23 protein-coding genes are annotated in these 20111 nt (G+C 28.0%); all 23 read left to right on the top strand.

The features are described 5' to 3' along the window. Window positions 1-7 precede the first annotated feature (7 nt). Complete coding sequence (locus RWY47_RS04185; RefSeq protein WP_021430047.1) at window positions 8-556, top strand: stage III sporulation protein AG; 549 nt, start codon at window positions 8-10, stop codon at window positions 554-556. 78 nt (window positions 557-634) lie between these two features. Next, on the top strand, window positions 635-1279 hold the full coding sequence (locus RWY47_RS04190) for a SpoIIIAH-like family protein (protein WP_021430062.1): 645 nt from the start codon (window positions 635-637) through the stop codon (window positions 1277-1279). Window positions 1280-1435: 156 nt separating this feature from the next. Beyond that, window positions 1436-1783, top strand: a complete 348-nt coding sequence (locus RWY47_RS04195) for an Asp23/Gls24 family envelope stress response protein (RefSeq protein WP_224170713.1) — start codon at window positions 1436-1438, stop codon at window positions 1781-1783. A 233-nt stretch (window positions 1784-2016) separates the two neighbouring features. Beyond that, entirely contained in the window at window positions 2017-2523 is a 507-nt protein-coding gene (gene nusB, locus RWY47_RS04200; protein WP_148549787.1) for a transcription antitermination factor NusB, read from the top strand. Next, window positions 2504-3469 carry an O-sialoglycoprotein endopeptidase gene (locus tag RWY47_RS04205; RefSeq protein ID WP_224170660.1) on the top strand — a complete coding sequence of 322 codons (966 nt, stop codon included), beginning with the start codon at window positions 2504-2506 and terminating at the stop codon, window positions 3467-3469. The genes nusB and RWY47_RS04205 overlap by 20 nt, the downstream gene beginning before the upstream one ends. A 2-nt stretch (window positions 3470-3471) precedes the next feature. Next, entirely contained in the window at window positions 3472-4668 is a 1197-nt protein-coding gene (gene xseA / locus RWY47_RS04210; RefSeq protein WP_224170661.1) for an exodeoxyribonuclease VII large subunit, read from the top strand. 12 nt (window positions 4669-4680) lie between these two features. Continuing rightward, entirely contained in the window at window positions 4681-4896 is a 216-nt protein-coding gene (gene xseB, locus RWY47_RS04215) for an exodeoxyribonuclease VII small subunit (protein ID WP_021429988.1), read from the top strand. Between the two features lie 2 nt (window positions 4897-4898). Continuing rightward, a complete protein-coding gene (locus RWY47_RS04220) occupies window positions 4899-5786 on the top strand; it encodes a polyprenyl synthetase family protein (protein WP_021429976.1) in 888 nt (295 codons plus the stop codon). 9 nt (window positions 5787-5795) lie between these two features. After that, a complete protein-coding gene (locus RWY47_RS04225) occupies window positions 5796-6233 on the top strand; it encodes a divergent PAP2 family protein (protein WP_021429973.1) in 438 nt (145 codons plus the stop codon). Window positions 6234-6276: 43 nt separating this feature from the next. Continuing rightward, entirely contained in the window at window positions 6277-8139 is a 1863-nt protein-coding gene (dxs, locus tag RWY47_RS04230) for a 1-deoxy-D-xylulose-5-phosphate synthase (protein WP_025161759.1), read from the top strand. Between the two features lie 13 nt (window positions 8140-8152). Next, window positions 8153-8962 carry a TlyA family RNA methyltransferase gene (locus RWY47_RS04235; RefSeq protein ID WP_021433814.1) on the top strand — a complete coding sequence of 270 codons (810 nt, stop codon included), beginning with the start codon at window positions 8153-8155 and terminating at the stop codon, window positions 8960-8962. Between the two features lie 18 nt (window positions 8963-8980). Further along, a complete protein-coding gene (gene recN, locus RWY47_RS04240) occupies window positions 8981-10666 on the top strand; it encodes a DNA repair protein RecN (protein WP_224170662.1) in 1686 nt (561 codons plus the stop codon). 102 nt (window positions 10667-10768) lie between these two features. After that, the gene (locus RWY47_RS04245; RefSeq protein WP_167402939.1) at window positions 10769-11752 is read left to right on the top strand and encodes a SpoIVB peptidase S55 domain-containing protein; all 984 of its coding nucleotides are present in this window, start codon (window positions 10769-10771) and stop codon (window positions 11750-11752) included. A gap of 120 nt (window positions 11753-11872) precedes the next feature. Beyond that, window positions 11873-12691 carry a sporulation transcription factor Spo0A gene (gene spo0A, locus RWY47_RS04250; protein WP_021429605.1) on the top strand — a complete coding sequence of 273 codons (819 nt, stop codon included), beginning with the start codon at window positions 11873-11875 and terminating at the stop codon, window positions 12689-12691. Window positions 12692-12787: 96 nt separating this feature from the next. Beyond that, on the top strand, window positions 12788-13990 hold the full coding sequence (locus RWY47_RS04255) for a CCA tRNA nucleotidyltransferase (protein WP_224170663.1): 1203 nt from the start codon (window positions 12788-12790) through the stop codon (window positions 13988-13990). Window positions 13991-14080: 90 nt separating this feature from the next. Further along, window positions 14081-15202, top strand: a complete 1122-nt coding sequence (steA, locus tag RWY47_RS04260; RefSeq protein WP_021429752.1) for a putative cytokinetic ring protein SteA — start codon at window positions 14081-14083, stop codon at window positions 15200-15202. A 19-nt stretch (window positions 15203-15221) separates the two neighbouring features. Continuing rightward, entirely contained in the window at window positions 15222-16091 is an 870-nt protein-coding gene (locus tag RWY47_RS04265) for a copper transporter (RefSeq protein WP_150843286.1), read from the top strand. Between the two features lie 19 nt (window positions 16092-16110). Then, the gene (locus RWY47_RS04270) at window positions 16111-16803 is read left to right on the top strand and encodes a glycosyltransferase family 2 protein (protein WP_150843285.1); all 693 of its coding nucleotides are present in this window, start codon (window positions 16111-16113) and stop codon (window positions 16801-16803) included. A 5-nt stretch (window positions 16804-16808) separates the two neighbouring features. Continuing rightward, the gene (locus RWY47_RS04275) at window positions 16809-17633 is read left to right on the top strand and encodes a glycosyl transferase 4 family protein (protein WP_021429637.1); all 825 of its coding nucleotides are present in this window, start codon (window positions 16809-16811) and stop codon (window positions 17631-17633) included. Window positions 17634-17637: 4 nt separating this feature from the next. Further along, a complete protein-coding gene (locus RWY47_RS04280) occupies window positions 17638-18735 on the top strand; it encodes a DUF3866 family protein (protein ID WP_021429733.1) in 1098 nt (365 codons plus the stop codon). Beyond that, complete coding sequence (locus RWY47_RS04285; RefSeq protein WP_021429595.1) at window positions 18707-19237, top strand: NUDIX hydrolase; 531 nt, start codon at window positions 18707-18709, stop codon at window positions 19235-19237. Before RWY47_RS04280 ends, RWY47_RS04285 begins: the two co-directional genes overlap by 29 nt. A 65-nt stretch (window positions 19238-19302) precedes the next feature. Continuing rightward, a complete protein-coding gene (locus RWY47_RS04290) occupies window positions 19303-19902 on the top strand; it encodes a hypothetical protein (RefSeq protein WP_150843284.1) in 600 nt (199 codons plus the stop codon). Window positions 19903-19914: 12 nt separating this feature from the next. Beyond that, on the top strand, window positions 19915-20111 hold a 197-nt coding region (locus RWY47_RS04295), incomplete at its 3' end, for a site-specific integrase (protein WP_316030248.1).

The following is a 20111-nucleotide window of genomic DNA, read 5'->3' on the forward strand; positions in this document are numbered from 1 at the left end:
AATAGGTATGTTTAAAAACTTAAAGGAAGATGATAAGAAAAAGATATACACTCTAGCCGCGCTGTCGTTTGTGTGTATTATGGGACTAGCTATATTTACAAAAAATCCAGTTGACAAAAAAGATAAAGAAACTTTTGAAGAAAATAAAGATCAAAAGTCTGCACAGGTAGAAGTAAAAAAAGATAATGATTTAGAAAGTCAACTTAAAAATATATTATCTCAGATAGAGGGAGCAGGAGAAGTTGATGTGATGATTACTTTTTCATCTGGGGAACAAATAGAACCAGCATTTAACTCAAATGCTACAAAGGAAGAGACGACTGAAAAAGATGCTCAAGGAGGAGAGAGAACAGTTACTACGTCGAGTGAAAATAAAACAATGATAACTTCAGGAGAAAGTAAACCTGTAGTTATAAAAACGTCAGAGCCAGAAATAAAAGGGGTTATAGTAGTTTCTAGTGGAGCTAGCGATCCAACTGTAAAACAAAGTCTATACTCAGCAGTTCAAACATCACTTCAGGTTTCAGGACACCAAGTTGAAATTTATTCTAAATAGGTAAAAAAATATTCATAATAAAAAAGCTCGTACATATAAATATTACAAGAATATAATTATTAATTAGGGGGAGTATAAATGAAATTTAACAAAAGTATGTTTAAAAGTAGAGGGTTTGTCGTAATGTCATTAACACTTATGTTAGTGGTGGTTGGGACAGTAAATTATAATTTAAGCAAAAAATCTGTATTAGAAGCATCTAAAGAAATGGAAATGTATGAAGATGCTCAACTATCAAAAAATGATGATAAAAAGGATTCTAAGAAAGATGTTAAAGTTGTAGATAGCAAAGATACTGTAGTTAATGAAAAAGCTAAAGAAACTAGCAAAGAAATAGAAAAGAAAATGACTTCTGATAAAAATATGAAAAAAGCATCATATGCAGTAGATATGAAAATGAATAGAGAAAAACAAAGAAATGAGTTAACAGAAGACTTAAATGAAATAATAAATAATCCATCTACATCAGAGGAAACTAGAAAGCAAGCATCTAATATGAAATTACAACTTGTAAAAGATCAAGAATTAGAAATTAAAATAGAAGATTTATTAGGAGCAAAAGGATTTGAAGATTCATTAGTGTACATAAGTGAAGAAACTGTTAATGTAGTAGTAAACAAAGAATTACAACAAAAAGATGCAGCTAAAATATTCGATTTAGTTGCAAATGAGTCAAAAGTTAACTATGATAATATAAAACTTATGAGCAGTAATTCTAAATAAGTATAAATGCCTCAGTTATACTGGGGCTTTTTTACGCACAATAATAAGTCGATTACATAAATACTAGATTAAGCAAATCGAACTTTTTATTGCAAATTAAAGCTCTATTTGGTATTATTATATAATAAAATAGTTTATATAGGGATGTGATATATGATGGAAAATAATAACTTTGGACAAGTTAAGATATCAAATGATGTCATCGCTACTATAGCAGGATTAGCAGCTATTGAAGTAGAAGGAGTAGGAACTACATCGACATTCACAGATAAATTACTAAAGAATAATGGTGTTAAGATACAAATAGAGGAAGACGAAGTTATCTTAGATGTTATGATAATAATTGATTATGGAATATCTATACCTGATATAGCTTTTAAAGTACAGGAAAATGTAAAAAATACAGTTGAAACAATGACTGGATTAAAAGTTTCTCAAGTTAATATACATGTTCAAGGAATCAACTTTAAAAAGGATAAAGTTGAGAAGGCAGAAGCAAAGTAATCATCTACGATAAATTAATATTTCCCTCTGAAAATCAGAGGGTTTTTTTACGCTTAAAGAAATTACATTAAACAAAAAAATGTGGATAAACTATAAGATATAGTCATATCAATTATTTCGTATTGAGCGTAAAAAAAGTTTTTGAGCAACGGACGAAGTCGTTGGCGACATGAGCGGAGCGAATTTTTTACGAGTAAATATGTATATACTAAATTCAAAGGAGGAATAAGCAAATGAGAAAAGCTAAAATGATAACGACGAGAGAGTATATGATGAAGTTTATATACCAAATAGACATGAATAAAGAGGATTTAACTGATTTAAATGATAAATTAGAAAACTTCTTAAACGATAACTTTGAATACATAAAGAATAGATATGAGGAATTAAAATTACAATTTTCAGATGAAGCGGACGTTGAATTAGAAGAAACAGAGTTAAGTCAATTTATTGATTTAAAATATAGTAAAGAACTAGTTGAAAGCTTTAACGCAAATAAAGAAAGTATAGATTCTTTAATAAATAAATATGCTAAAAACTGGACTATAAATAGAATGGCTAAAGTAGACTTAGCAATACTTAGACTTGCTATTTGTGAAATACTATACATGTCAGAAATGCCTACTAAAGTTTCTATAAATGAAGCTATAGAATTAGCTAAACTTTACTGTGATGACAAATCTCCTAAGTTTATAAATGGAATATTAGGAAGTGTTGTAAGTGAAATCGGAGAAAAGTAAAAATATAATAATAGGATTAGATACTAGCTGCTATACAACTTCTATAGCAGCTATATCTTTAGAAAAAAGTATAGTATTTAATAAAAAAATTATGTTAAAAGTAAAGAAAGATTCAAAAGGGCTAAGACAAAGCGAAATGGTGTTTCAACATGTAAACAATTTAGGGGAAATAAGTGAAGAATTAAAAAATATAATGGACGGATATAATATATGTGCAATATGTGCATCTGAAAAACCAAGGCCCATAAATGATTCGTATATGCCTGCATTTACAGTAGGATATAATTTTGCAAAATTATTTAGTAGTATGAATAATATTAATTTATATTCAACAACTCATCAAGAAAATCATATTGAAGCCAGCTTATATGAAAAAAAATTAAAAAGTAATAAATTTATTTCTGTTCATATGTCGGGAGGAACAACAGAAATATTATTAGTTGAAAAACATAACGATGTATCAAATATTAGAATAATAGGTGGAAGTAAAGATATAAGTTTTGGACAATTAATAGATAGATTAGGCGTTCAATTAGGGTATGAGTTTCCATGTGGAAAATATATAGATAAAAATGCTTTAGAATGTAATCAAAATATAGATGTAGGAATAAAGACATCTGTAAAAGATGGGTATATGAATCTATCTGGGATAGAAAATCAAATCACTAAGCTGAAAAATGATTTTGATGAAAAATACATATCTAAAGCACTAATGGACTCAATAGTGAGAAGTTTATATAAAGCGCTTAGATTTTTATGTAAAGAGTATGATATAAGCGAAGTTGTATTTGCTGGAGGGGTTGCATCAAGCAAATATATAAAAGAGGGATTAAGTCAAAAACTATATAAAGATAAAGTGATAAGCTTTTTTGCAAAACCTGAATATAGCACAGATAATGCATTAGGTTGTGCACTTATAGGATTAAATAAATTTATAGGAGAATAGCTATGAAATTAAGAGCTTTAGATGTAAGTGAAGTTAATTCATACGTAAAAAGAATCTTAACTAATGATGCAGTTTTATATAACTTAAAAGTAAAAGGTGAAATTTCAAACTTTAAAGTTCATAGCAGCAAAAATGTATATCTGACTCTGAAAGATAAATCATCTAAAATAAACTGTGTAATTTTCAAAAATAATTATGATAGTTCACTAAATTTAGAGGATGGAATGAAGGTTATAGCAACAGGATATATATCTGTGTACGAAAGAGATGGATCATATCAATTGTATATAGAAAACGTGGAATTAGATGGACTGGGAAATTTGTATATAGAATTTCTAAAATTAAAAGAAAAGCTAGGAAAAGAAGGTTTGTTTGACTATATACACAAAAAGCCTATACCTAAAATGCCTAAAAATATAGGTATAATAACATCTGAGACAGGAGCAGTTATAAAAGATATAATTAATGTTGTAAAGCGTAGATATCCAAAAGTAAATATAAAGCTTTATTCTGTTTCAGTTCAAGGAAAAAACTCTTCTGAACAAATATGTGAAGGAATTAAATTTTTTAATAATGCCAATAATGTAGATACAATAATACTTGGAAGAGGTGGGGGATCCATAGAGGAATTATGGTCTTTTAATGAAGAGAGCGTTGCAAGAGAGATATTTAGTTCGCACATACCTATAATTTCAGCTGTAGGACATGAGACAGACTTTACAATAGCTGATTTTGTGGCTGATATGAGGGCACCGACACCATCTGCAGCTGCAGAAATAGCAACCCCAAAATTAGAAGATCTATTATACAAGTTAAAAAACTCTAAAGACAGATTAGATAAGGCTCTTATAAATCAATCTAAGCTAGATAAAAATAAATTAAATAATGTTTATGATAGACTAAATACTATTGTTAAGTCTTATATAATAAGAGATAAAATTATACAAATAGATATAATATATGATAAAATAACTAATGAGATTAATGATGTAGTAAAACTTAAAAAAGGAAGTTTAGATAGTAGTGGATCTCTTTTGCATAGCTTAAGTCCACTTGCTACATTACATAGAGGGTACAGTATAGTACAAAAGGATAAAACTACTATAAATACAATAAATAGCCTGAAAGAAAAGGATAGTATAGCAATTAAATTTAAAGATGGTACAGCTGATTGTATAATTGAAAAAATTAAAGATTAAAGAGGTATAAAAATGAATTTATCTTATGAAGAAGCTTATCAAAGACTGGAAGAAATTTTAAATAAATTGGAGTCTGGAACTACAAGTTTAGATGACTCTCTTAATTTATATGAAGAGGGAATAAGACTTTATAGTCATTGTAATAAATTATTAGATGAAGCAAATTTAAAAATAGATAAGTTTAGCAAAGATGGGAAAGAGGTACCCTTTAGTATAGAGGAGGAGTAGTTATGAATTTTAAAGAAGAATTAAAAAATAGAGTTGTAAATATAGAAGATTTATTAAATGAGTATATGCCTAAAGTTGAAGGATACCAAAAAACTATATTTGACTCAATGAATTATAGTTTAAAAGCTGGAGGAAAAAGACTAAGACCAATACTTACATTAGAAGCTTGTAAACTAGTTGGGGGAAATGAAAAAGATGCATATCCATTTGCTGTAGCTATAGAAATGATACATACATATTCTTTGATACATGATGATCTTCCAGCTCTTGACAATGATGATCTTAGAAGAGGAAGAAAAACTAATCATAAAGTGTATGGAGAAGCTATGGCTATTTTAGCTGGAGATGGGCTTTTAAATTATGCTTATGAAATAATGCTTAGAGAGTCTTTAAGTAAAGGTGAGCCAGAAAAATATTTAAAAGCTATAAATGAAATTGCTAAAGCTTCTGGGATATATGGTATGATTGGTGGACAAGTTGTTGATATTGAAAGTGAAGGCAAATCAATAGATATGGAAAAACTTGACTTTATACATATGAATAAAACAGCAGCAATAATCATTGGATGTATGAGAGCAGGAGCTATAATTGGTGGAGCAAGTGAAGAAGAGTTAGAAAATGTAACTAAATATGCAAAAAACATAGGATTATCATTCCAAATAGTTGATGATATATTAGATATTGTTGGAGATGAGTCTAAGCTTGGTAAAAAAGTAGGAAGCGATATAGATAATGAAAAATCTACTTATCCATCACTTATAGGACTTGAAAAGTCAAAAGAAACTGCTAATAAATTAATAGCAGAAGCTAAAATGAGTATTGATTATATAAATAAAGATAGTGAGTTTTTAAACAACTTAGCTGATTATATAGTAGATAGAGAGTATTAAGGAGGAACGATGAGCTTTATTTCAGAAATTTTTAGCAACAAAGTGTTGCTTATAAGTATGTTTGCTTGTTTCTTGGCACAACTTTTTAAGATTTTTACAGGAGATCAAAAAAAGATTCAAATATCTAGGATATTTACTTCTGGGGGTATGCCAAGTTCTCATAGTTCTTTTGTTACATCTTTATCTACATTAGTAGGAATGGAGTATGGGTTTAATTCAACAGAATTCGCGGTAGTTGCAGTGTTTTCTATGATAATAATGTATGATGCATCTGGAGTAAGACGTGCAGTTGGAAAGCAAGCAGTAATATTAAATCAAATTGTAGATGATTTACAGCATAAAAAGCATATTGAACAAAAAAAATTAAAGGAATTAGTAGGACATACGCCAGTAGAAGTTTTTTTTGGAGCTATTTTAGGAATTATTACAGCATTGGTATTTAGTTAAAGTATTAATGCTAAAAACTACTTAGATAAAAGGTGAGAAAGTTATGTATAATTATTTAAATAATGTAAATTCTCCTAAAGATATAAAAAAAATGAGCACTAAAGAGCTAGATTTACTAGCTAAAGACATAAGAAAATTTTTAGTGAGATCAGTTTCTAAGACAGGTGGACATTTAGCATCTAATTTAGGTGTTGTAGAGCTTACTTTAGCACTACATAAGGTATTTGATAGTCCAAAAGATAAATTTATATGGGATGTAGGACACCAGGCTTATGTTCACAAGATACTTACAGGAAGAAAAGATCAGTTTGACACATTAAGACAATTTAATGGATTAAGTGGATTTCCGAAAGAATGCGAAAGTGAACATGATATATTTGATACAGGGCATAGTAGTACATCTATCTCTGTAGGAAGTGGAATTGCATGTGCTAGAGATATAAAAGGCGAAGATTTTTCTGTAGTTTCTATAATTGGAGATGGATCAATAACAGGAGGAATGGCTTTAGAGGCTCTTAACCATATAGGATATATAAATACGAATATGATAGTAATATTAAATGACAATGAAATGTCTATAGATGAAAATGTTGGAGGAATGTCTAAACATTTATCAGCTATTATAAAAAATTCAACTGTCAATAAGGTTAAAGATGAAGTTGAAAAAATATTAAATGTTACTCCTGGAGGCAATATACTATCTAAAACGGCAAGCAAAGTAAAAGATAGCATAAAAGGAAACTTTACATTACAAGAATGTGCTTTTTTTGATTCTTTAGGAATAACATACTTAGGGCCTATAGATGGACATGATATAGATGAAATAGTAAAAACATTAGAAAAAGCAAAACAACAAAATGGACCAATATTACTTCATGTGATAACAAAAAAAGGTAAAGGCTACAAGTTTGCAGAAGATGAACCACATAAATACCATGGAGTTTCTAAATTTGATATAAAAACTGGATTAAAACCATCTTCATCAAAGAGTATATCTTCAGTAGTAGGAGAAAAGTTAATAGACCTTGCAACTAAGGATGAAAATGTTGTTGCTATAACAGCTGCTATGCCATCAGGAACAGGCTTAAATAAGTTTTCTGAAATATATCCAAACAGATATTATGACGTTGGTATTGCAGAACAGCATGCAGTTACATTTAGTTCAGGACTAGCAAAAGCTGGAATGAAACCATATTTTGCAGTATACTCATCTTTCTTACAAAGAGCATATGATCAAATAATACATGATATTGCTATAACAAGTAAGAATGTAACTTTACTTATAGATAGAGCGGGACTTGTAGGTAATGATGGAGAAACACACCATGGAATATTTGATTTAAGTTATCTAAATAATATACCTAACATGACTGTGATGGCTCCTAAAGATACAAAGGAACTAGAGCTAATGATGGATTTATCTTTAGAAATAGAAGGACCTATGGCTATTAGATATCCAAGAGGAAGTAGCTACTTTGTGGATAAGGGTGAGTATAAGCCTATAAAAGTTGGTACATATGAACTATTAAGCGAAGGTAAAGACATTGCTATATTAGCAATAGGAAATATGGTTAAACAATCAATTGAAGCTGTAGACATATTAAATAAATCAGGTATTAATCCAACTGTAGTTAGTGCAAGATTTTTAAAGCCTATAGATGAAAAATTGATAATGGATTTAGCTAAAAATCATAAATATATTGTTACTGTAGAAGACAATGTACTTACAGGTGGATTTGGAAGTAGAATAAATAAATTTATTATAGACAATAAACTTGATAATGAGATTATTAATATTGGAATTAAAGATGAATTTATTCCTCACGGGGATGTTAACGTACTATATGAACAATGTGGAATCTCACCTTCAGGTATAGCTCAACAAATTGAGAGTTTATTAAGATAGAAAGGTAATTTATATGAAAAAAAGAATAGACGTATTACTTGTAGAACAAGGATATTTTGACAGTAGAGAAAGAGCTAAAAAAGCTATAATGGCTGGACTAGTATTTGTAGACAATCAAAGATGTGATAAGGCTGGCTCAGAGGTTAAAGAGGAAAGTAAAATAGAAGTAAAAGGGAATCCTATACCATATGTTAGTAGAGGTGGATTAAAGCTTGAAAAGGCAATGAAAAACTTTGATATAACATTAGAGAACAAAGTTTGTTTAGATATAGGAGCATCAACAGGTGGATTTACAGATTGTATGCTTCAAAATGGAGCAAAAAAAGTATTTTCAATAGATGTAGGATACGGACAACTTGCTTGGAAACTTAGACAAGATGAAAGAGTTGTATGTATGGAGAGAACAAACATAAGACATGTAACTATAGAAGATACTAAAGAATTTGGACAATTTGCATCTATAGATGTTTCTTTTATATCACTTAAATTAGTTTTACCAAAAGCAAAAGAATTATTAGATCCAAGTGGACAAGTAGTAGCATTAATAAAACCTCAATTTGAAGCTGGAAGAGAAAAAGTTGGTAAAAAAGGTGTAGTAAGAGAAAAATCTACACATATAGAAGTTATAGAAAAAGTAGCAGATTTTGCAGCAGAAATCGGGTTTACAATATTAGGATTAGATTACTCTCCTATAAAAGGACCTGAAGGAAATATTGAATATTTAATTCATTTAAAAAACTCTAATGAAGGTTATGAATACAATAAAGAAGAGTTTAAAATAACTATAGATAAAGTTGTAGACAATTCACATAATTTAATGTAATAAAGAGGGGGATTTAAATTGATCCTTGAATTATATATGAAAAACTGTGCATTAATAGAGGAACTAAGGCTAGATATAGACAAAAATCTAAACATATTAACTGGAGAAACTGGATCAGGTAAATCTATAATAATAGGAGCTTTAGGTTTATGTCTAGGTGGTAAATATGATAGGTCCTTTTTAAGAAAAGGCACAGAAAAAGGTTTAGTAGAAGCGGTATTTGATGTTAATAATCAAAAGCTTAAAGAGAAGCTACTAGAAAATGGAATAGATATAGAAGAGGATAATCAAATAATAATAAGCAAAGAAATATTTGATGACGGAAAAAGTATATCAAGAATAAATGGAAGAAATGTAAAAGTATCATTTTTAAAAGAAATTTCTAACTACTTAATTGATATACATGGACAACATCAAAATCAAGTTTTATTTGATAAAGATACACATATTGATTTTTTAGACTTATTTGGAGAAGAACTCTTATATGAATCTAAAAGTGATTATGAAAAGACATATATTGAATACAATGAAGTAAAAAAAGCTTTAAATGTACTAACAGAAAATAAAGACGATATGCAAATTCAAAGAGAAATAGACTTGATAAAATTTCAAATAAATGAAATAGAATCAGCAAACTTAAATGAAAATGAATATGAAGATTTATTAAGACAAAGAGACGTCTATAGAAATGGTGAAAAGATTTTTACTAACTTAAATAATGCATATTTAAATTTATATGATGGGAGTATAAATTCTGTAGATCTTATATCTAAATCACTAGGTGATTTAGGTGCCATAGCTCAATATGATGAAAAATTAAATGATTATAATGATACAATAGAGCGAATAATGTATGAGCTTCAAGATATATCTAGAGATATTCGAAGTTATAAAGAAAACATTGATTTTTCACCTTATGAATTAGAACAAATAGAGCAGAGAGTAGATGAAATAAATACTCTTAGAAGAAAATATGGAGATACGATAGAAGAAATCTTAGCATATAAAGATAAAATAAATGAAAGATTAGATGAAATATTAAATAGAGATGAAAAAGTTGAAGAGTTAAAATTAAAGCTTAAAAAAGTCGAAGATATTTTAGTAATTAAAGCTGAAAAATTAACTCAGAAAAGAAAAAAAGTTGCAAGAAACCTTCAAGAAAAACTATTGTATGAGCTTAAAAGCTTAAACATGAAAAATGTAGTTTTTGAAGTTTCATTTGGTAAATCTACATTTAATGCAAAAGGACAAGATGATATAGAATTTATGATTTCATTCAATCTAGGTGAAGATATAAAGCCTATATATAAGGTAGCATCAGGAGGAGAGATGTCTAGATTCATGTTAGCGTTTAAGACGATTTTAGCGGACATAGATGAAATAGATACTCTTGTGTTTGATGAAATAGATACAGGTATAAGTGGTATAGCAGCTCAGATTGTTGGAGAAAAATTATCATTTATAGCTAAGAAAAAGCAAATAATTTGTATAACGCATTTACCTCAAATTGCAGCAAATGCAGACACTCACTATTGTATTGAGAAAAAGACATCTAATGAACGAACATTTACGGTTATAAGTAGACTTGATGATAATCAAAGAAAAGATGAAATAGCAAGACTTATAGCAGGAAGTAATATAACTGAAAAAACAATGGAACATGCTAGTGAAATAATAGAACTTGCAAAAAAAGTACCTAATTAATCAGGTACTTTTTTTGCGTAAAATTATATTTAGATTAAACTGGATAAAAATAAATGAAAAATGGAACTATATGTATATAAATTTATGAAGGGACGATATAAAATGAAAAAAATATATATAGTTTTATCTTTAGTCTTAATAATACCTATATTTATATTGGGAATATCGAAACCAGAGAATAAAAAAGAAACAAGATATTTAGTTCCACTTGGAAATGTTGTAGGTATAAGGGCTAACACAGATGGAATATTAGTATTAGAAAATGAAGATTCGAGTGTTGATTATATAGATGGAGTAGAAGCTGGAGATAATATAATCAGTATAAATGGAATTAATGTATATAGTAGTAAAGATGTAAAAAGAGTTTTACATGACTATAATAAAGATTTAGTTGAGATAATAATTGACAGAGATGGAGAACTAATATCAAAGCAAATTCCAGTTAAAAAAGAAAATAATGAATATAAACTTGGAATTTGGATTAGAGATAAAATTTCTGGAATAGGAACTATGACATTTTATAATCCGCAAAACAATACATTTTCGGCATTAGGACATCCAATAAAAGATGTAGATACAAATGAATTGATAAAAGTTAAGAGTGGAAATATATACAATGCTGAAGACATTTCGATTGAAAAGGGAAGAGTTAAACATGTAGGGCAAATAAAAGCTGAATTTGATGGCGATAAACCGATAGGTAATTTTAAAAAAAATAACAGTTTTGGAATAAGTGGCAATTTAACGACATATGATAATGAAGGAAAAGAAAAAATGTTAGAAGTTGGTGACAGTAAAGATATAAAGCTTGGACCAGCGATAATTTTATTTCAAAATAAAGATGGAAAAATCGGGCAATATCAAATAAACATAAAAAAAATTAAATATAATAACAAAAAAGATGATAAAGATATGGTGATTGAAGTAGTAGATGAGAAATTGATAAATTATACTGGTGGTATAGTTCAAGGAATGAGTGGAGCACCTATAATACAAAATGATAAAATAATTGGGGCTGTTACGCATGTTTTTATAGATAACTCTAAAATAGGATATGGAATTTTTATAGATAAGATGATAATATAAGTATATATATAAAAATAAAAATAAACAGAAGGAATATAAATATTAAATGTCGAATAGGTTATTAGTGAAAAATTAGAAAATATTTAAATAAATTTATAATTCTATGGGGGGAAAAATTTAATGAGCGAAAAAATAAAAATAGTTTTAGCAGATGACAACAGGGATTTTTGTCAAGTATTAAGAGAGTATTTATCTAATGAGGATGATATTGAAATATTAGGAATTGCAAAGGATGGAATAGAAGCTTTAGATTTAGTTTCAAGAACACAACCAGATGTATTAGTTTTAGATGTTATAATGCCACATCTTGATGGTTTAGGGGTAATTGAAAAACTAAATGCTATGAACTTGCCTAAAATGCCTAAGATAATAGTATTATCTGCAGTAGGTCAAGATAAAATAACACAAAGTGCAATAAACTTAGGAGCAGACTATTACATAGTTAAACCTTTTGACTTCGTAATATTTATAAATAGAATAAGAGGATTAGTTTCAAATAAAAATACAGTAGTAGATTCTAATTCAAGATCAAATAATAATATGGATATAAAAATGACTAAAACTGATTTCGTTAAAAATGTAGGAAATATAGAAACTGAAATAACAAATATAATACACGAAATAGGAGTTCCAGCTCATATAAAAGGATATTTATATTTAAGAGAAGCTATAAAAATGGTTATAGACAATGTTGAATTATTAGGGGCAGTAACAAAGGAACTATACCCAAGTATAGCTAAAAAGTTTAATACAACTCCAAGTAGGGTTGAAAGAGCTATAAGACATGCAATAGAAGTTGCATGGAGCAGAGGTAAGGTTGATACTATAAATCAATTATTTGGATATACAGTTCATAATACAAAAGGAAAACCAACAAACTCAGAATTTATAGCAATGATTGCAGATAAATTAAGATTAGAACACAGTATGGTTAAATAATAAATTATGAAAAACAAAGTCTTCATAAATTGAAGGCTTTATTTTTTTGTGTAAATGTATAAAATATATAGTAATTTACTAAATTGAGGTGAGATAATGAAAATAAACATACCAACTGATGTAAAAGAAATAATAGATGATATATATGAAAATGGATATGAAGCTTATATAGTAGGAGGATGTGTAAGAGACTCAATTGTAGGAATAAAACCTAACGATTACGATATAACAACAAATGCAAAACCTACAGACACAATAAGTATATTTAAAAATTATAAAGTAATTGAAACTGGAATAAAGCATGGAACAATAACTTTAATAAAAAATAAAAATGAATATGAAATTACAACATATAGAATTGATGGAACATACGCTGACAACCGAAGACCTGAATATGTAGAGTTTACAAGGGATATAATAGAAGATTTAAAAAGACGCGATTTTACTATAAACTCTATTGCCTATAATCATAAAGTAGGTATAGTTGATGAGTTTGAGGGGATAGAAGATATAAATAAAAAAATAATAAGAACAGTTGGAAATCCAGATGAAAGATTTAAAGAGGATGGGCTTAGGATAATAAGAGCTGTTAGATTTAGTTCTAAGCTTAATTTCAAAATAGATAACAAAACATTGGAAAGTATTTATGAAAATATAAAATTGATAAAAAATATAAGCTCAGAAAGAATACAGGAGGAATTAAATAAAATTTTACTTAGTAATTATCCTGAAAAAATATATATACTTTACGATGCAAAAATGTTTGATATATTTGAAATGAAAAATGTAAAAATGAACAAAAATGACTTAGCTAAACTTAAGTCGAGTAAAAAAGATTTAGTGATAAGATTAAGTATATTTATGTATATTCTAGGGGACATTAACGAAAGCAAAAAAATATTGGAATTATTAAGATATTCTAACAAAATAAAAAGTCAATGCATTACAATTTTAGATAATCTAGATAATAAAATAATCGATGATAAAGTATCTATAAAGATTTATTTAAAGGAAATAGGACATGAAAGTCTAAATTATCTATTATATGTAAAAAAAATATTGGATATGGAATTTGAAAAAAAATATTATGACAAAATAAATAATTTAATTAAAGAAATTGATTTAAATAAAGAGTGTTATTCATTAAAAGAATTAGCACTAAATGGAAGGGATTTAAATGCTTTAGGCTATAAAGGAAAGGAAATAGGTGAAAAATTAAACTTTTTACTATATAATGTGATTGAAAATCCTAATATAAACAATAAAACAGATTTAATTAATATTATAAATAGCTTATAAGAAGGGCGCGTAATTTTAATTATTTAAATTGTTGTAAAATAATGCTATAATGTAATGTGATTTCAAAAACGAAAATTGGAGGTTTTAAGTATGAGAGTCGAAGCCCCTATTAAGGTAGACAGAAAAACAAAAAGGCTTGCAAAGCGACTTACTGGCGGAGAAATAGCAGTTATAAATCATAAAGATGTAGATGAAGTTGCTGCAAATTCATTAGTAGAGGGAAAGATAAAACTTGTTATAAATGCATCTCAATCTATAAGTGGTAGATACCCAAATAAAGGACCTGGAATACTTGTAGATAAAAATATACTTATTGTAGACAATGTAGGTGAAGAACTATTCAACAACTTACAGGAGGGGCAAATAATAGAAGTTATAGATGGAAAAATCTATAGAGATGGAGAATTATTAGGCCAAGGAGAAGTATTAGATAAAGACGAAGTTGATAACAAGATAAGATTGGCATATGAAAATTTGGCTGTAGAGTTGGATAGATTTATAGATAATACTATAGATTATGCTAAAAAAGAAAAAGGACTTATTCTTGGAGAAGTTGAAATACCAAAAGTAAGTACAGATTACAAGAATAGACATGTATTGATAGTTGTTAGAGGTCAAGACTATAAGCAAGACCTAAGCACAATATTATCGTACATAGAAGAAATGAAACCTATACTAGTAGGTGTAGATGGTGGAGCTGACGCTTTACTAGAGTTTGGATATACTCCAGACGTAATTGTAGGAGATATGGATAGTGTAAGTGATGAAGCTTTACAAAAAGCAAAAGAAATAGTTGTTCATGCATACACAGACGGAAGAGCACCTGGACTTAAGAGAGTACAAGACTTAGGATTGGAAGCTGTGGTATTTCCTGCGCCTGGAACAAGTGAGGATATAGCTATGCTTACTGCTTATGAGTATAAGGCTGAACTTATAGTAGCTGTAGGGACACATTCTAATATGATAGACTTCTTAGAAAAAGGAAGACCTGGTATGGCTAGTACATTTTTAGTAAGACTAAAAATAGGATCAAAGCTAATAGATGCAAAAGGTGTAAACTTATTATATAGAAGTAAATTAAAATTAAAGTATATATGGGCACTTATAGCAACTGCTTTATTCCCAGTTTTAATACTTGCATCATTCTCTCCAAGTGTTCAACAATTTATGCACTTGATGGAATTAAAAATGAGACTACTATTACAGATGTAATTAATTGAGGAGGATTAACATGCATATAAATATGAAGTATTATATAGTAACGATAGGGGCTATATTTATTGCATTAGGAATAGGAATGCTAGTAGGATTTAACTTAAATTATGATCAAGAACTTAGCAAGCAACAAGCTGCTATAATAGATGATTTAGATGCTAAGTTTGAAGACATAAAAACAACAAATGATGAATTAGAAGGTAAACTAGACAAAAAAGAAAGCGAATACAAAAAATTAGTAAATTATTTAAATCAAAATTATTTAGTATTAATAAAAGACCAATTACAAGGTAAAAATGTAGGAATAATATCAACAACAGAAAATTATGATTATACACAAGACATAGCTAAGACTATAACAGATGCAAATGGAAGTGTAGCATATGATATTGTTTTAAAATCAGGGTTAACTAATAAAGATAAAATAAAAGAACTTGATAGTGCATTACAATTACAGTTAAAAACTGAAAAAGATGTAGTTAATTACATAATGAGCTGCTTAAAAGAAGAAAATGCTATGGATAAACTACAACAATTAGAAAAATTAGAGATGATAAAAATAAATTATTTATCAGATAACTACTTAGACTGTTCTCAAGTTGTTATGGCAAGTGGAGATACAAATGAATCTTCTCATAAATTTACGAATATAGATAAAATAATAATAGATAAATTAAAAGAAGATGGTAAGTATGTAATAGGAACTCAAAAAAGTGATGTTAAATTCTCTGATTTAGAAAACTATAAAAAAGATAAAATACCAACTATAAACAATTCTCAGCAAGGAACAGGTAAACTATCTTTAGTTTACGCTCTTAGAGATTCTGTAGAAAAAGGAAACTTTGGTATAGGAGATAAAGTAGATTCTATAATACCATTTAAGTAAAAATAAAGGAGATGTAAATATGAATCCTTATGTAAGTATAATAATACCTGCATACAATGAAGAAAATAAAATAAAAGATACTTTACTAGGAGTAGTAGATATTGAAGAAATAAATGAAATAATAGTTGTAGATGATGGTTCAAGTGATAACACTGAAAAAGCAGCTAAATCTATTGTAAATGATAAAGTAAAAGTTTTTAAGTTAGATAGAAATAGAGGTAAAGGCTATGCATTAAACTATGGATTAAAAAAAGCTATGGAAAATGCAGATATAATAGGATTTTTAGATGGAGATTTAGGTAGTTCATCAAGTGAAACTATTAAGCTTATAAAACCTGTAATAAATAATGAAGTTGATGTAACAATAGCAAAATTCCCACCTGCTAAGAAAAAGGGTGGGATGGGATTTGTAAAAAGATTAGCTAAAGATTCAGTATTTGAGATGACAGGAGTAGAGTTAGATGCTACTATATCTGGTCAAAGAATATTCAAAAAAGAAGTTTTAGAAAAATTTGATGAAATACCTTTTGGTTATGGAGTTGAAGTTGGAATGACAATAGATATATTAAAATATGGTTATTCTATAAAAGAAATTTTAGTTAATATGACACATAATGAAACAGGAAGAGATTTGAAAGGGTTCATACACAGAGGCAAACAATACTACCATATAAAGAAAATTGCTAATAAGAAGAGAAAAGAATGGAGGTAGTGTTATTGAATAATATGATACTGTATATAATAATGCTACTAGTTGGTGTAGCAACAACTTATGTTGTTATGCCATTTTTTAGAAATATGTTGGTGTCGAGTAATGTAATAAGACCAAATTATAAAAAAGATATGATACCTGTAAGTATGGGATTAGTTTTTCTACCTACGATAGTTATAAATAGTATTATTTTAATATACTTTACAACTAACCATAACGACTTAGTATATACATTTATGTATATATTTGGACTATTATCTATGTGCTTAGTAGGTATTTTAGACGATATTGTAGGTAATAGAGATGTAAGTGGATTAAAGGGGCATTTTAAAAGTTTATTAAAAGGACATCTTACAACGGGTGGATTTAAAGCATTATTTGGAGGATTTGTAGGTCTTGCTATATCCGTTGCAATATCTAAAAATATAGCTGATATATGTATAAACACTTTAATAATAGCTTTATCTACTAATTTAATGAACTTACTAGATTTAAGACCAGGAAGAGCAATAAAAGTATATTTAGTTATAATTATAACGCTATTATTAACTTTAGTAGGTTATCCTAAAGGTTTAGTTCTTATATTATTACCGAGTGTAATTGTATACTTCTTTGATGATTTAAAAGCTAAAGCTATGATGGGAGATACAGGATCTAATGTATTAGGTATATCTATAGGAATCTTAATTGCTATAGGATACGCTAGACCTATAAGAATTGGATGGTTAGTATTTTTAGTATTTATACATGCACTTACTGAAAAATACTCTTTAACAAAAATAATAGAAAATAATAAGGTTTTAAATTTTATTGATAAACTAGGAAGGTAATCTTATGATAAGTAAAAGAATTGGAGTAGTTGAATCTATAAAAAGCAAGTCACAAAACTTAGAAGAAATAACTGTAAATATTAATGATAATATAGAAAAAGCTTACAATTATCCTAAGATGACGGGAAGTGTAGATATAGGCGATGAAGTTGTATTAAATACAACTGCAGTTGAATTAAGTCTTGGTACAGGTGGTTATCATTTTGTAATAACTAATTTAAATAAAATAGAATCTGATATGACTCCGGGTGGTCATATTATGAAATTGAGATATACACCGTTACAGGTTAAAGTAGATTCTGTAGAGGAACAAGATAGTAAACTACATGATAAAATAAATGAGTTTAAAAGTCTAGATAACCTACCTGTTGTTGTTGGTACATTACATAGTATGCTTACTCCATTTGTTGCATCATACAAAAGACATAATCCGGATAAAAAATTAGTATATATAATGACAGATGGAGCATCTCTACCTATATACTTAAGTAAGAATGTAGAAAATCTAAAAAATAAAAAATTGATAGATGATACTATAACAATAGGTAATGCATTTGGCGGAGATTATGAATGTATAAACATTTATTCAGCATTGATAACTGCAAAAGAAGTTTTAAATGCTGATGCAGTATTTGTAAGTATGGGGCCTGGAATAGCAGGTACAGGAACTAAATATGGTTTCACAGGTATAGAACAAGGGCCAATACTAGATGCTGTTAAAAAGCTAGGAGGAAATCCTATTGCAATTCCGAGAATGAGCTTTGCAGACAAAAGAGATAGACACGTAGGTATAAGTCATCATAGTATAACTGTATTAAGTGAGATAGTAAATGTAGAAGTTAATATACCTATAGGGCTTAAAGATAAAGAAAAACTAGATTATGTAAATAACCAAATAAAAGAAAATAAATTAGCTGAAAAGCACAATATAGCATATGTAAATCCAGGCAGTACTTTAGACGATTTAAACTATTTTGAATTGAAAGTTAAGAGTATGGGGAGAAATTATGAACAAGATAGTGAATTCTTTGATGCTGCAAGTAGTGCAGCATATTACTTAATGGAGGTTTGTTATGATAATAGAAGAGCAAACAGTAAGTAGTGACAGGATATATACTGGAAAGGTTATAAGCCTGAAAGTAGATACTGTCGAAGTTCCTAAAAAAGGCTATCAAAAAAGAGAAATAATAGAACATCCTGGGGCAGTTGGAATAGTAGCTATAACTGATGATAATAAGGTTTTATTAGTTAGACAGTTTAGAAAAGCAATAGAAAAAGTTTTATGGGAAATTCCTGCTGGAAAGTTAGAACAGGGAGAAAGTCCAAAAGACTGTGCTATTAGAGAACTAAAAGAAGAAACTGGATATAGTGCAAATAATATGAAATTAATACATAAATTTTATACATCATCAGGATTTTCTAATCAAAAAATATATGTTTACCTAGCTACAGACCTAGAAAAGGGTGAGTGTTGTCTAGATGAAGATGAATTCTTAGAATTACATGAAGTTAATTTAAATGATGCATATGAAATGATTAATAAAAATGATATAGAAGATGCTAAAACATCTATAGGTCTTTTGCTTGCGAAAGAACTTTTATAATTAGGAATAACCTCCTCTTCTCTTGCATAAAAATTATGTAAGAACAAAAGAGGGGGTTGTAGTTTTTGAGAAGAATAAATAGAAGAACCACATTGGATAAAATAAGTAAGGATATGATAATTATATCTAGTTTGTTTATATTATTTGTTATTTTAGGATCATTGTTAAATAAAATTTTTCCTCAATATACAGAGGTAATAAGTAATAACATAACTTATACAAATAGCTACTATGATTCAGGAATGAAAATAAAAGAAGTTTTAATGTCAAATTTAAAAATGGACTTAAGTTTATTAGCAGGTATGTCGATATGTACATTAAGCATAATTTTAGCACCTATAGCTTTAATTATTTTTGCGGTAAAAGGCTTATCGATAGGGTATACTATAAATACTTTCATAATAGCTATGAAGGCTAGTTCATTTAAAATGTTATGTGTGACACTTATTAAATTTTCAATAGTACTTCCAGGCATGATAATACTAGCATTAATATCACTTAAGTACTTTGAAGAATTTATAAAAAATGTAAGAAAACAAAATAAAACAAACTGTACATATTTAATGAAAAGGTATATAATAAACTCATTTCTTATAATAATGATTAGTGTATCTGCACAAACTATTTTAAATGCTATATCTACAATAACACTAAAAATATTTTAAAGGGACTACAATATGCAACTACTAAATGAATATATAGAATATATAAAATCTATAAGAAAGTTGACAGAAAATACAGTTAGCTCTTACTTTATAGATATAAAAAAGTATTTAACATATATAGAAAATAAAAGTATTAACTTATTTGAATCAACAGAAAATGATATAATAAGTTATATAATAGAATTAGAAAAAAATAATGTATCTACAGC

Origin of the sequence: Paraclostridium sp. MRS3W1 (assembly GCF_032465715.1) — a bacterium.
Lineage (GTDB): Bacteria > Bacillota > Clostridia > Peptostreptococcales > Peptostreptococcaceae > Paraclostridium > Paraclostridium dentum.